We start from the raw sequence: 12,740 nt of genomic DNA, 5'->3' as shown, positions 1-12,740 counted from the left end.
GCTGTCATTCCGGGGCTCGCGAAGCGAGAGCCCGGAATCCACCGGGCCACATGTTCGGCGGATGAATGGATTCCGGGCTCGCGCCGAGAGGCGCGCCCCGGAATGACGGAGACGGTGTGCGAGGATCGGTGGAGCGCGGTGATACCCAGCACCCGTACTACGCAGTTCGCTCCGCTCGTCATTCCGGGGCTCGCGAAGCGAGAGCCCGGAATCCATCGGGCCACATGTTCGGCGGATGAATGGATTCCGGGCTCGCGCCGAGAGGCGCGCCCCGGAATGACGGAGAGACGGTGTGCAAGGATCGGTGCAGCGCGGTGATACCCAGCACCCGTACTACGCAGTTCGCTCCGCTCGTCATTCCAGGGCTCGCGAAGCGAGAGCCCGGAATCCATCGGGCCACATGTTCGGCGGATGAATGGATTCCGGGCTCGCGCCGAGAGGCGCGCCCCGGAATGACGGAGACGGTATGCGAGGATCGGTGGAGCGCCGTGATACCCAGCACCCGTACTACGCAGTTCGCTCCGCTCGTCATTCCGGGGCTCGCGAAGCGAGAGCCCGGAATCCATCGGGCCACAGGTTCAGCGGATGAATGGATTCCGGGCTCGCGCCGAGAGGCGCGACCCGGAATGATGGGGAGACGGTGTGCAAGGATCGGTGCAGCGCGGTGATACCCAGCACCCGTACTACGCAGTTCGCTCCGCTCGTCATTCCGGGGCTCGCGAAGCGAGAGCCCGGAATCCATCGGGCCATATGTTCGGCGGATGAATGGATTCCGGGCTCGCGCCGAGAGGCGCGCCCGGAATGACGAGACGGTGTGCGAGGAGCGGGCGATACCCATCGATGGCGTCGCGACACAAGGCCGCCGTGCCGGCTGCCTGAAGCGAGCCTACTCGCCCCACTCCCGCGCCATGGTCGCCAGTGCGCAGCCTTCGCAATAGCGGGCGTCCTTGAAGTCGATCCAGTTGTGCGCGTAGACCCGCTCGAGCGGAATTTTGTAACGCGCGCGCAGCACCTTCACGAGCACGCGCCAGGCTGCGATCTGCGCCTCGGTCGGTGCCTTCGCGACATCGGGGTAATTGCCGGCGAACTCGACGCCGATGGAGTTGTTGCCGACCACCTGGCGGTAGGTCGTGCGGTTGTCGATGTACTTGTTGTCGTTGCGGTTGCCACCGTCGCCATGGGTTGGGACGAGACCGTCAGCGACCGCCCAATAGACCGTGCCGTCGGTCTCGACCCAGACCATCACCCCGCGCCGGGTTGGGTTCTTGTGCTGCTCCTGGGCGCCATAGCGCGCCGAGCCGGCCGGACCTTCGGTCTGGTGCACGATGATGTTGCGCCAGGGATGGGACTTCGCGACGTCGCCCCAGGGCGAAAGCCAGACCATCTTCAGGCCCAGAATCTCCGGCGTGCCTTGCGCGCGCGCGATCGTCGCGAGGTCGGGCGCTTCTGCGAACGCAGAAGACGACAGCAGCAGCGCGAGCAGGACGGCGAGCCGGCGAGGCATCATGCGTCAAACCGTCGGTGTGGCTGCTTGCGCAGCGAGCAACGTGACGAAAACGTGCTGAAAACGCATAACAGCTGTGGATAACGTGATGACGGCATCGTGACACCACGCGGCAGTCGCCCGCGAATCTGCTGAGTTTATCATCGAGGATGTTGCGAGGCTGGCCCTCCGCCAAGCATGCCTCGGAAGTCGCGTTCAATCCATGAAACCTTGAGAGGATACTATGGCTAAGAAAGCGAAGAAGGCGAAAAAGGCGAAGAAGGCCACCAAGAAGAAGGCCGCCAAGAAGAAGTAACCCGGTTCTCGCCCGGGTAGCGGCCTGAGCCCTGCCCGGGCACCCAGCGGACCGCGATCCCGAGCATCACCGCAGGTTCGGACATAGCAGGCGCAAGGCCTGCTTTTTTATTGCCCGCAACAGCCCGAATGGGGGCGCGCGATCAGCGCTTCGTGAGACTAGGTCGAACTGGAGCGGCATCGGAGATCCTTCCTTGGGAGAGGTCGGCGCGCAGCGCCGGGTGAGGGGTTACGGTCCCTCTGTGCAGCCGCGGCCCCTCACCCGATTTGCTGGCGCAAATCGACCTCTCCCCGCTGGGGAGAGGTGGAGCAAAACCCGCGGCTAAACTGATCCAAACTTACTTCATCATGCGCTAGCGCTCGGACAGCGCCAGCCTGGCGCCGAGCAGGGCGAAGCCGGCGGCGAAGCTGCGCCGCAGCCAGGCCATCACCTTCGGCCGGGTGATGACGCGGTCGCGCACCGCGGCGGCGAACAGCCCGTAGAGCGCGAACACCGCAAACGTCATCGCCATGAACACAAGGCTGAGCTCGGCCATCCGCGCCAGCGGATGCGGCTCGTCGACGGCGATGAACTGCGGCAGGAAGGCGAGGAAGAAGATCGATAGTTTTGGATTGAGGATGTTGATCAGGATCGCCGTCACGATCACCCGCCGGCTCGAGCGCGGTTTGGCCTCGGTGTCGACCGCCAGCGCGCCGCGTTCGCGGAGCGCCTGCCAGGCCATGTAGAGCAGATAGACCACGCCGCCCCATTTCAGCGCCGCGAAGGCCAGCGCGCTGGTGTGCAGGATGGCGGCGAGCCCGAGCATCGCCGCGATCATCTGCGGCACGATGCCGAGCGTGCAGCCGAACGCGGCGGCGACGCTCGCCCGCGAGCCCCGCGTCAGCGCTACCGCGAGCGTATAGAGCACCCCGGTGCCGGGAGACGCGACCACGATCAGGGTGGTCAGGAGGAAGGACCAGGTCATTCGGTGCTCCGCAGGCGGACAGGCTCTCTCCTGGAGATACCCCACCGTCATCCTCTCCCGCAAGCAGGCGGGAGGCGGATCGCCGATGCGGCTGCCATGCGCCCCGATTCCGCACGGCTCGGCCGCGTCCGGATCGCGCTTTAGCGCGACCCGCTGCCGCCCGAAAGCGCGGTTGCCTTCATCTCGGCGACGCGGATCACGTCCAGCGGCGCCCAGGGTTTTGCCCAGAACATCGCGCCGTCGGGCAGGCGCTGCCGCAACGGCTTGCCCGAGGTGACGATGACGTCGAGGTCCGGGTTGTATTTCTTCGCCGCATGCGCGAGCTCGACGCCGGTCATGCGGCCGGCCAGCTCGACATCGGTCATCATCAGCACGACATTGTCTCCGCTGCCTTGCAACACGAGCTCGGCGGCTTCCGCGCTCTCGCAGGCGACGACGTCAAACTCGCTTTCTTCCAACAGCAGACCGATCATTTCGCGTTGCGTCGGGTCGTCTTCGACGACTAGGGCCTTCGCACGATAGGGTCTCGATTGTCCCATGGCCGCGCCTCCCTTCCGCGTGAGCGCTCGGTTCGAGCACGTAATCCGTGTCTAATGTCGCAAATCGCTGGATGGTTCAGTTCCAATTTGAGAAAAGCAAAGAACCCGCGCTGTTCCCGAGTTACCCGCGAACCCTTCAGATTGCATCACAAGCCTCAGATTGCATCACAGGCCGCCCGCCCTGCGAGAAATTTCTTTTCTGACATCTCAAGATTGAGTAAGATGGGCATCTATTGCCGCGTGTATAACTTTTATCCGCTATCTCCAGGCGACGATGCGCCTGGCGCCTGGCCCTGTCTCGATGAGATGTCGAGGACTTGATGTCGATTTTCATTTTGTCATTGCTGGCCGGGCTCGGCCTGCACCAGCTGGTTTCACTGATCCAGCCGACCAGCATCGCCCTCGACTCCAGCGCGCGGATCGTCAAGCTCGGGCGGCGGATCGTCATCGAGATCGACAACGGGGCCTATGTGGCGTGGAAGGTGACCCTCGCAACGCTCGCCGCGGTCGCGTTCATCCTGTTCGCGATCCTGCTCAACGCCCAGTTCGCCCATCCGGCGAACGGGTTCCCCTACCGGTTCGTCGATGCGCTCACCGGCCCGCGCATGGCATCGGTGGTGTTCGGCGGCCTGGTCGGCATCCTGCTCGGCAATCTCCTGAACCGCGTGCTGAAGAGCGACGCCGACTACAAGTTCACCGCCAGCGACCGCTTCGAATATGCGCTGATCTTCATCCTGTTCCTGCTCGGGATCGGCGGCGAGGAGATCGTGCGGTCGTCGGCCCAGCGCATCAACAAGATCTCCGTCGGGACCACGACCGAGATCTCGTTCGCCGACACGGCGCCGAAATCCTCGCGGATCTCGGCCGAACAGCCGGGCGGCGCGCTGCAAACGACGCAAGGCAGCAAGGGCAGCGGCGGCGGCTCGGCGGGCCTCGGCAAGCTCTACGACATCGGATCGGTCAACGATCAGCCCAACATCGAGCGCGATTGGGAGTTCATCGAGGTGCTCGCCCGCTATGAGCAGGAGCCGGTGCCGGCGCGCCCCGATGTCGGCCGGGTTTCATTCGACGTGCTCAGCCCGCTCGCGTCCTGCCTGTCGCGGATCTCGCGCCTCTATGGCGACGACGCTTTCGTCGAGCAGCAGCTCGGGCCGGTCACCGTCGCGCTGCGCGAGCTGATCGCCGGCGAGCCTCACCAGCATGTCCGCGAGCTGCTGACGCGCGCGGTGCAGGTCGTCGCGCAATACGACAAGGGCAGGCGCGATGATTTCAAGATCATGGCCTCGCAGCTCAGACCCGAGCTCGACCAGCGCACCTCGTGCGATCGGCTGACCGCCAAGGACTACGACCCCGCTGCTGCCCTGTCCGACGAGTCGCTCGAGCGCTTCAGGAAATCCAACGCCAAATACCCCTACTTTGCCATGAGCTACGCCAGCGTCATGGCGGCGCGCCGCCGTTACGAGGCCGCCGCGATCACCATGGATGCGTGGATCCGCGAGCACTACACCCCCCTCACATCGGCCGAGCAGAAATGGTACCGGCTGCGGGCGCAGATCACGCAGGCGATCTTCCTCGAGGAGTGGATCAGGGAGCGCGGCGCGGCCGCGTCCAGCCCGCTGCGCAAGTACCACATCGACAATCTCAAGGACATCGTCGACGGCATGCGCGACTTCTCGGTGATCTCCGAGATCAGCCGGAAGAACAACCGATATGACTGGGCGTTCGGGACGTTCGGCGCCTCGGAATCCGGCGATGTGCCGCAATTGCCCAGGCCGGTCGCGAGCGCCGTCAGCACGGTCGGCGTCAGCCAGCCGGCAGCGCCCGACGAACTGAAGCAGGACGAGGTGAACAGGCGGCTCAAGTCGATCTACAACACCTATCTGTCATCCGAGAAGGATCACGTCGATCACTCGCTCAAGCACCCGATCGAGAAGGTGAGATCGGCCGCGCTGATCGAGGACGAGATCGCGAAGCTGATGCGGATCAGCCTCACATGCATCTCATATGCCCTGCCCGGCCAGCGGCGCATGCGCGCCGAACACATCGAGCGCTATGTCCGCAGCGAGCTCAACATGCTGGAGACGACGTCCCGCCTGAAATCCAAGGACGAGATCGACAACAAGATCCGGGAGTCCAGGCAACTCCTGACGCTGGCCTTCCAGATCATCGGCAAGCAGGTGACGGACGCCAAGAAGGACATCGAGTCCGGGCCGATCCAAAACCACCTCGGGACCCCGCAAGTGCTCGAGGTCTACGAGACGCTGCTGGCCACCCAGGCGCAGCTGCAAAGCTTCTCGGAGCGCGACATCGCCAATTGAGTCGACGTCACGTCCGGCAGTAAAGCCGGCGCGCGGGCCCGGGATTCATGTCTGAATGATGAGGCTTTGAATGATGAGGCAGATGATGCGATCGGCCGATCGCATCATGATCTGGCGTTGCGCCTACTTCGGATCGTTGATCGCGAAAGCGACGGACGAGTACAGCATGGCGCAGGTCACCGACAGCGTGAACAGCACAGTCCAGAGCTTCTGCAAGCGCTTCATGGCAGCCTCCTCCTCGAGGCCAACAATCTAACGGTGAATATAATAGCTTTTGACCCTGAACGCGAGATGAATGGAACGGCACGTTTGCACCCCACCAAACAATTGAAATCGTTATATCTTTCTAAAGGTGAAAAAGTGTCGCATCGGTTCACCCGCCCAGTTGCTTCTTCACCCCGAGCGCGAGGCGATAGATCGGGTCGCTGGTCTCGGTCGGATAAAGCGCGCTCCGCGGCACCTGCGGAAAGCTATCATTGTTCCAGAATTTTGCCGGCGTGAACGAAAACTTCGCGACCAGCCGCCGGCCGAAATCCATCTCGTAGGGAAAGTAGTTTTCCTTCTGCTCGTGGCCGGCCACGTCGGGGTATTCGCCGAGCAGATAACCCTCCTGGATGTGCGGCCGCACCGCCGACGGCGGGCAGACGCTGGAGAGGCGGACGATCTGCAAGCCGGCCTCGGCGCTGGCGGTGATCGCGCCGCTCAGATTGGGCACGCCGAGCACATAGAGGAAGGCGGTCGAAGTCTCCGCCAGCGAGGCAAAGGAGGCCGCGATCCGGATCGAGTGGGTGACGTCGAGCAGCGGCGTGGTGCAGACCTCGTAATGCTGCAGGATCGACCAGCGCAGGATGCGATGCCGCTTCAGCCGCTCGACCCCGAGCAGCTTTGCCTTGGCATAATCCGCAATCAGGATCTGCTCGGCGCGCTTGAGCGTCTCGAACCGCGCCAGCAGCGTCGCGCGGTCCGGATTGCCGCGGCCGGCGCGAAACAGCGACGGCTTCAGCGAGGAGTTGTCCTTGACGTTGCGGTGGTCGGTGCCCTGGCCGCGAAACAGCAGCACATGATCGCGGTTGAGGAATTGCAGCTCGGCGATCTTGGTGGCGAGCTCCAGGTAAGAGCCGACGCGATGGCCCGCTCCCTGCCGCACCGCCGTGTTCTTCGCGATCTGGCAACCGCGGCGATCGAAGAACGACCAGATCTTTTGGCTGCCGATGGTTTCCATTGAACACCCAAACTCTCACCCCGTCATTCCGGGGCGCGCCCTTGGCGCGAGCCCGGAATCCATCGGGCCACGCAACGTGTTGAGCAATGGATTCCGGGCTCGCGCTTCGCGCGCCCCGGAATGACGGCGGTGGGACGGCCGCGGCTCTTGGTCACCGCCCCATCAGCTGATCGGCAAAATACCCGATGGTCTTGCGATAGATCACCGCCCTGTTCCACTCGCGCATCGCCTCGAAATTCGCCGTGCCTTCGCCATAGGGCTGGCCCATCTTGAAGCCGCTGGTGTGCAACAGGTTCGCGGTCGAGGCCAGCACGTCGGGCACCGAGTGGCGCAGATCGACATGGCCGTTGCCGTCGAAGTCGACGCCGTATTTGATGTAGGACGACGGCAAGAATTGCGTCTGGCCGATCTCGCCGGCATAGGCGCCGATCATGTCGCCGACCGCGAGGTCGCCGCGCTGCACGATCTTGAGCGCCGCCAGCAATTCGCCCTGGAACAGGTCGGTGCGGCGGCAATCATGCGCCAATGTCGCGAGCACGCGGAACACCGGCAACTTGCCCATGTCGCCCTTGCCGAAATCGGTCTCCAGCCCCCAGATCGCGACCAGGATCTGGCGCGGCACGCCGTATTGCTGCTCGATCTTCGCCAGCAGCGCCGCGTGCCGCTGCAGCATCGCCCGCCCGCCATTGATGCGCCCCGGCCCGACTCGGGTCGCGACATACTGCTCGAACGTCTTGTTGAAGGTGTAGCGCTGCCGCCGGTCGAACGCGAGCACCCCGCCATCCTGCTGCACCCCGCCGAGCGCCGACGAGATCACGTTCTGCGAGATGCCGGCCGCAGCCGCTTCCTGCGAGAAGGATTGGATGAAGGCGTTGAAATTGCCGCCACAGCGGGCGGCGTAGGAGGGAGTGGCAAGCAACAAGGCGCCGATGAAGACCGCAAAACGACACCTGAGCATGCAATATTCCCTCCTGCTTCGAATAGCCGATCATGCCCGGGAAAATCGCGCCCGTCAAAATGGCGGGGTCCTGGCAATCGATACTCGTCACCAAGCCATGGTCGCCAGGTAGAAGTGGCCATCAAGCTTGTTGACGGTGATCGAAAGCTCCACCGGAGGTTCTAACACTGCACACATCGCTGTGCCCGGACATAACCGTCGCGCCCTGTCCCGCCACGCCTTCGAACGCCGTTCCGGTCCGAGCGTGATTTCATCGGCTTCATCGAACACCAGCGTGTAGATGGAATTTGCAGTACCCGCCCCGCCGGTCTGTTCCCAATCCATCAGCGCCAAACGCGGCTCACCCGTTCGCGCAAGTTTATCGACGAGCTCGACATAGTGGTGTTTCTCGATCTCGAAGCGGATCCGTTCGCGAGTGATGCCGACGCCTCGCGCGCCGGCGAAAATGAGCCACGCCGCGATTGGTGCCGCGATGATCGAAGCAACGCGCCGCCATCGCCTGAACCAGAGATGACGCACCAGCGCAACGGTCCAATAGACAGCCACCGCAAGGGCCGGAAGGAACAGCAGCGGCACCAGTGCCAGCCAGAGATTGAAAATGCGATCGAGGTCGTTACCGGCTGCAAAAAGCAGTGCGATCAGCATCACCCATATGAAACAGGAAACGCTGAACTTGTCATGTCTATCGGATACGGTCGGCTGTTGCATGCCGAAAACGATGACAGCAGATCGCGGTCAGAGCGCGACCAAGTTGTGCAGATTTCCCTCACTCCGTGAGCTGCTTCTCCAGCCCCGCGAAATCGATTTCCGTCCAGCTCTCCGTGATCCGCCCGTCCTGAATCCGCCAGAACGTCATGCCGCGGAATTCGACGTGGCGGCCGGTCGGTGCGATGCCGCGCCATTCCTCGCGGTGGCGGCCGCGCCAGACGAGGCGGCCGGCGACGATGTCGCGTTCGGCGACCAGGCATTCGGCGACCACCGAGAGATCGGCGAACGCCTCGTGCAGCAACGCCGAATGCGCGATCACGGCGTCGGCGCTCATCTTGCGGCCCGAGGCGTGGTCGAAGAAGTCGGGCGCGAGCTGGTTGCGGATCGCATCGGGGTCATGGCGGTTGATCACCGCATCGCAATGCGCGAGCACGAGCGCCTTGTTGGCGTCGAGGGTGGCGTTGGTCATCGGGAAACGATTCTCGAACGGCGGGTTGCAGCAAACGCAGGGTACGCCTCATACGCGAATCATTGGTTACCGCGCAAGTGACGATGGTCAGAAATCCGCTCGTTTTCGGCTGCCGCGCGTTTCGAACGCGATGCGAAAGCCGGTTGCCGCAAGGACGCAAGGAGCTTCGCGCATCACCAGCGGCCGTTGCGCCTGTTCCAGGCGAACAGCAGGTCGGCGAAGCAGTCGTAGGCAAAGCGCGACAGCGGTAACATCACGCGGTTGCCGAGCACTGCCGCCAGCCATCCCTCGCCCGGCGTGATCCGCCAGATTGCGACCGCGACGTCGACCCCGACGATCAGCCCGCCCTTCTCGTCGGTGGCATGCAAGCGGCGGCGGACGTCGTCGAGCGATGCGCCATGGGCGTCGAGCGCGTCGGGCTGCTCGTTGATGTCCTTGAAGACGATGGTGCTGGCGCGGGCCGCCGCAATTAGCTTGTTGCGCTGCCAGCCGATACCGGCGTCGCAGACCGGGCAGCGCGTATTATACCAGACGGTGAGAAGCGGATCGGGCATGGCGTTCCAGAACGTAGCCGCCGGCCGTTGCCGCGTCGAGATCGGCTGCGCGGTCCCGCGGTATGGCGGCGTTCGTGCTGTTCGAGGGGTGAGGCATCGCGCAAGAGACCCGCGCCGCGCAATCGCGCAATGCTGAGCGGCGCGGCGGCGCGTGCGATTTGCTTTGACAGCGGCGCTGCCATCGACCACAAGCCGCGCATGCCGAAAAAACCCGGGACCAATCCCAAAGGCGAATTCGCCTTCTTCAACGTGTTCTACGAGGACGGCTCGCAGCGCTCCAACCGCCGCGTGCCCGCGGAGCTGCTCGGCGGCCTCGACGGCGACGAGCCGGCGCGCGGCTTCATCATGGAGCAGGACCGCGAGATCGCCGAAAAAAGCGGCCGCCCGCCGCTCGAGATCAAGCGTCTCGAACGGGTCGGGGCGAAGAAGAAGTAGGCGATCCTATCTCGCCGTCGTCATTCCGGGCGCGCCAACGCGTCCCGCGCAAAGCGCGGCCCCATGACAGGCTCAGCGCGAGCCCGGAATCCATTTCACCACTCGACTTGCGGCCCAATGGATTCCGGGCTCGGCGCTGCGCGCCGCCCCGGATGACGAAGCGTGATGGCGATCCGGACCAGCATCGAGCAGGTCGTGCGGCGAGCGTGTTGTCCTCGCCTTCAATCGATAGCGGAGCAAGCGGTACCCCTCTCCCCAGCCCTCCCCCGCAAGGGGGGAGGGAGCCCATTCGCCGGTGCTTCGCTCACTTGCGGTCGGCTTCAGGCCTCATGCAAGGTGCGAGGCGCGTTGCGATGTCAGGTGAGCACGCCATTCAGGCTCCCTCCCCCCCTTGCGGGGGAGGGTTGGGGAGAGGGGTGGCCGCGGGCGCTGCTGTGAGAAACCTGGCGAGAGTCCAACAAAAACGGCGGGCCTCGCCCGCCGTCTTGTCTCGATGGATGCCCGGGGCGAGCCCAGGCATGACGACGGAAAAATCAGTTGTCCAAAAAGCTCCGCAGCTTCCGCGACCGGCTCGGGTGCTTCAGCTTGCGCAGCGCCTTGGCTTCGATCTGGCGGATGCGTTCGCGGGTGACCGAGAACTGCTGGCCGACTTCTTCCAGCGTGTGGTCGGTGTTCATGCCGATGCCGAAGCGCATGCGCAGCACGCGCTCCTCGCGCGGCGTCAGCGAGGCCAGGACGCGCGTCGTGGTCTCGCGCAGATTGGATTGGATCGCCGCATCAATGGGGAGGATCGCGTTCTTGTCCTCGATGAAGTCGCCGAGGTGCGAATCCTCCTCGTCGCCGACCGGCGTCTCCAGCGACAGCGGCTCCTTGGCGATCTTGAGGACCTTGCGGACCTTCTCCAAGGGCATGCCGAGCTTCTCGGCGAGCTCCTCCGGGGTCGGCTCGCGGCCGATCTCGTTGAGCATCTGGCGCGAGGTGCGGACGATCTTGTTGATCGTCTCGATCATGTGCACGGGGATGCGGATGGTCCGGGCCTGATCCGCAATGCTGCGGGTGATCGCCTGCCGGATCCACCAGGTGGCGTAGGTCGAGAACTTGTAGCCGCGGCGGTACTCGAACTTGTCGACCGCCTTCATCAGGCCGATGTTGCCTTCCTGGATCAGGTCGAGGAACTGGAGGCCGCGGTTGGTGTACTTCTTGGCGATCGAAATCACGAGGCGGAGGTTGGCTTCCACCATCTCCTTCTTGGCCTGACGGGCCTCGCGCTCGCCCTTCTGCACGCTGTGCACGATCTTGCGGAATTCGCCGATCTCGAGCCCGGTCAGCGCGGCCAGCGACTGGATCTCGTGGCGCAAATCCTTGATGCGGTCCTTCTCGTGATGGACGAAGTTCTTCCAGCCCTTGGCCGACAGCTTGGAGACGCGGTTGAGCCAGCGCGGATCGAGCTCCGAGCCCTGGTAGTTGCGCAGGAAGTCGTCGCGCGCGACGCCGTGGCTGTCGGCGAGGCGCATCATGCGGCCCTCGAACGAGACCAGCTTCTTGTTGATGTCGTAGAGCTGCTCGACCAGCGAATCGATGCGGGCCTGGTTGAGGCGCAGCGACTTCACCTCGACGATGATCTCGTCCTTCAGCTTCTTGTACTTGCGCTCCTGCGAGGGCGACAGCGACTCGCTCTGCAGCTGGTTGGCGATGTCCTGCTCCTGCAGGCGGCGCAGCTTCTTGTACTCGGACGCGATCTTGTCGAAGGTCTCGACCACCTTCGGCTTCAGCTCGGCCTCGATCGCGGCGAGCGACATCTGGTTCTCGAACTCGTCCTCGTCCATGTCGGCTTCGGCCGCAGCCTCGCCCGGATCCTTCTCCTCGCCCTCGGCCTCGCCGCCCGCGGGCGCGGCACGGAACGGGGTCGGCGACGGCGGCGCCGCCGGCGGCGCGACATGGGTGGCGGCGGCAGCGTCGGTGCCGTTGGCCCCCGCCTCCGCGGCGCCATCGGCGCCGGGACCCTGGATCAGGTTCGGATTGATGCCGCCCTTGGACTCGGGGCCGGCATAGGTCGCTTCGAGATCGATGATGTCGCGAAGGAAGATCTTTCCTTCGTTGAGCTCGTCGCGCCAGATGATGATGGCCTGGAAGGTCAGCGGGCTTTCGCAGAGGCCCGCGATCATCGCCTCGCGGCCGGCCTCGATGCGCTTGGCGATCGCGATTTCGCCCTCGCGCGACAGCAGCTCGACGGTGCCCATCTCGCGCAGATACATGCGCACGGGATCGTCGGTGCGCTCGCCCGGCTCGCTCTTCTTGACCTCGGTGACGGCCTTCTGCGTGACCTCGACGAGCTCGTTGTCGGTATCGTCCTCGGTGTCCTTGTCGTCGTCCTCGTCGTCGCTCTCGTCGGCCTCGGTGACGTTGATGCCCATGTCGGAGAGCATCGACATGATGTCCTCGATCTGCTCGGGCGAGGTGGTGTCGGAGGGCAGCACTTCGTTGAGCTGATCGAAGGTCACGAAGCCGCGCTTCTTGGCCTGCTTGATCATCTTCTTCACCGCGGCATCCGACAGGTCGAGCAACGGGGACGGCGCCTCGGCGGCATCCTTCTCAGGAGCGTCCGCGGCCTTGTCGTCCTTTTCCTTGTCCTTAACCTGCAGCGTCTTTGCCTTGGTGGCCATTCACTAAGCTCCCGAAACGCGGTCCATGCGAAATGGCGCCAGGCGCGCATCTCGCACAATTTCACTGATCAACTCTCGACGCGCAAAGGGCGGCGCAACATCGCCACCCCT

11 protein-coding genes are annotated in these 12,740 nt (G+C 64.2%); 2 read left to right on the top strand and 9 right to left on the bottom strand.

Annotated elements, in window-relative coordinates:
- Positions 1-886 precede the first annotated feature (886 nt).
- The 3 genes from J6500_RS11445 to J6500_RS11435 all read right to left on the bottom strand — a co-directional run bounded on the left by J6500_RS11445 (position 887) and on the right by J6500_RS11435 (position 3,302).
- On the bottom strand, positions 887-1,507 hold the full coding sequence (locus tag J6500_RS11445; protein WP_225712797.1) for a peptidoglycan recognition protein family protein: 621 nt from the start codon (positions 1,505-1,507) through the stop codon (positions 887-889).
- A gap of 644 nt (positions 1,508-2,151) precedes the next feature.
- Positions 2,152-2,763: a LysE family translocator gene (locus tag J6500_RS11440; protein WP_225712796.1), complete on the bottom strand. Its 612-nt coding sequence runs from the start codon at positions 2,761-2,763 to the stop codon at positions 2,152-2,154.
- A gap of 140 nt (positions 2,764-2,903) precedes the next feature.
- A complete protein-coding gene (locus J6500_RS11435; RefSeq protein ID WP_225712795.1) occupies positions 2,904-3,302 on the bottom strand; it encodes a response regulator in 399 nt (132 codons plus the stop codon).
- A gap of 320 nt (positions 3,303-3,622) precedes the next feature.
- Here J6500_RS11435 and J6500_RS11430 point away from each other — a divergent pair, with 320 nt between their 5' ends.
- A complete protein-coding gene (locus J6500_RS11430) occupies positions 3,623-5,620 on the top strand; it encodes a hypothetical protein (RefSeq protein WP_225712794.1) in 1,998 nt (665 codons plus the stop codon).
- Positions 5,621-5,993: 373 nt separating this feature from the next.
- Here J6500_RS11430 and J6500_RS11425 read toward each other — a convergent pair whose 3' ends face one another.
- From J6500_RS11425 to J6500_RS11405, 5 genes are all read right to left on the bottom strand, one after another.
- Positions 5,994-6,842 (bottom strand): FRG domain-containing protein, encoded by an 849-nt coding sequence (locus J6500_RS11425; RefSeq protein WP_225712793.1) that lies wholly within the window; start codon positions 6,840-6,842, stop codon positions 5,994-5,996.
- A 151-nt stretch (positions 6,843-6,993) separates the two neighbouring features.
- Positions 6,994-7,800, bottom strand: coding sequence for a lytic murein transglycosylase (locus J6500_RS11420; protein ID WP_225712792.1), 807 nt, complete (start codon positions 7,798-7,800; stop codon positions 6,994-6,996).
- Positions 7,801-7,887: 87 nt separating this feature from the next.
- Entirely contained in the window at positions 7,888-8,445 is a 558-nt protein-coding gene (locus J6500_RS11415; RefSeq protein ID WP_225712791.1) for a hypothetical protein, read from the bottom strand.
- Positions 8,446-8,566: 121 nt separating this feature from the next.
- Positions 8,567-8,977, bottom strand: coding sequence for an ester cyclase (locus J6500_RS11410; RefSeq protein WP_225712790.1), 411 nt, complete (start codon positions 8,975-8,977; stop codon positions 8,567-8,569).
- A gap of 173 nt (positions 8,978-9,150) precedes the next feature.
- Entirely contained in the window at positions 9,151-9,531 is a 381-nt protein-coding gene (locus J6500_RS11405; protein WP_225712789.1) for a thiol-disulfide oxidoreductase DCC family protein, read from the bottom strand.
- Positions 9,532-9,729: 198 nt separating this feature from the next.
- Here J6500_RS11405 and J6500_RS11400 point away from each other — a divergent pair, with 198 nt between their 5' ends.
- Positions 9,730-9,966: a hypothetical protein gene (locus J6500_RS11400; protein WP_225712788.1), complete on the top strand. Its 237-nt coding sequence runs from the start codon at positions 9,730-9,732 to the stop codon at positions 9,964-9,966.
- 533 nt (positions 9,967-10,499) lie between these two features.
- Here J6500_RS11400 and rpoD read toward each other — a convergent pair.
- Positions 10,500-12,629, bottom strand: coding sequence for an RNA polymerase sigma factor RpoD (rpoD, locus tag J6500_RS11395; protein WP_225712787.1), 2,130 nt, complete (start codon positions 12,627-12,629; stop codon positions 10,500-10,502).
- Between the last annotated feature and the right edge of the window lie 111 nt (positions 12,630-12,740).

This window comes from Bradyrhizobium semiaridum, from assembly GCF_020329505.1.
GTDB lineage: Bacteria > Pseudomonadota > Alphaproteobacteria > Rhizobiales > Xanthobacteraceae > Bradyrhizobium > Bradyrhizobium semiaridum.
This window is presented reverse-complemented; position numbering and strand designations above follow the sequence as displayed.

Bases quoted from the DNA above. Each gene is read 5' to 3' on its own strand.
- J6500_RS11435 (WP_225712795.1), bottom strand. From the start codon at position 3,302: ATGGGACAATCGAGACCCTATCGTGCGAAGGCCCTAGTCGTCGAAGAC.
- rpoD (WP_225712787.1), bottom strand. From the start codon at position 12,629: ATGGCCACCAAGGCAAAGACGCTGCAGGTTAAGGACAAGGAAAAGGAC.
- J6500_RS11445 (WP_225712797.1), bottom strand. From the start codon at position 1,507: ATGATGCCTCGCCGGCTCGCCGTCCTGCTCGCGCTGCTGCTGTCGTCT.
- J6500_RS11420 (WP_225712792.1), bottom strand. From the start codon at position 7,800: ATGCTCAGGTGTCGTTTTGCGGTCTTCATCGGCGCCTTGTTGCTTGCC.
- J6500_RS11400 (WP_225712788.1), top strand. From the start codon at position 9,730: ATGCCGAAAAAACCCGGGACCAATCCCAAAGGCGAATTCGCCTTCTTC.
- J6500_RS11410 (WP_225712790.1), bottom strand. From the start codon at position 8,977: ATGACCAACGCCACCCTCGACGCCAACAAGGCGCTCGTGCTCGCGCAT.
- J6500_RS11425 (WP_225712793.1), bottom strand. From the start codon at position 6,842: ATGGAAACCATCGGCAGCCAAAAGATCTGGTCGTTCTTCGATCGCCGC.
- J6500_RS11430 (WP_225712794.1), top strand. From the start codon at position 3,623: ATGTCGATTTTCATTTTGTCATTGCTGGCCGGGCTCGGCCTGCACCAG.
- J6500_RS11415 (WP_225712791.1), bottom strand. From the start codon at position 8,445: ATGCTGATCGCACTGCTTTTTGCAGCCGGTAACGACCTCGATCGCATT.
- J6500_RS11440 (WP_225712796.1), bottom strand. From the start codon at position 2,763: ATGACCTGGTCCTTCCTCCTGACCACCCTGATCGTGGTCGCGTCTCCC.
- J6500_RS11405 (WP_225712789.1), bottom strand. From the start codon at position 9,531: ATGCCCGATCCGCTTCTCACCGTCTGGTATAATACGCGCTGCCCGGTC.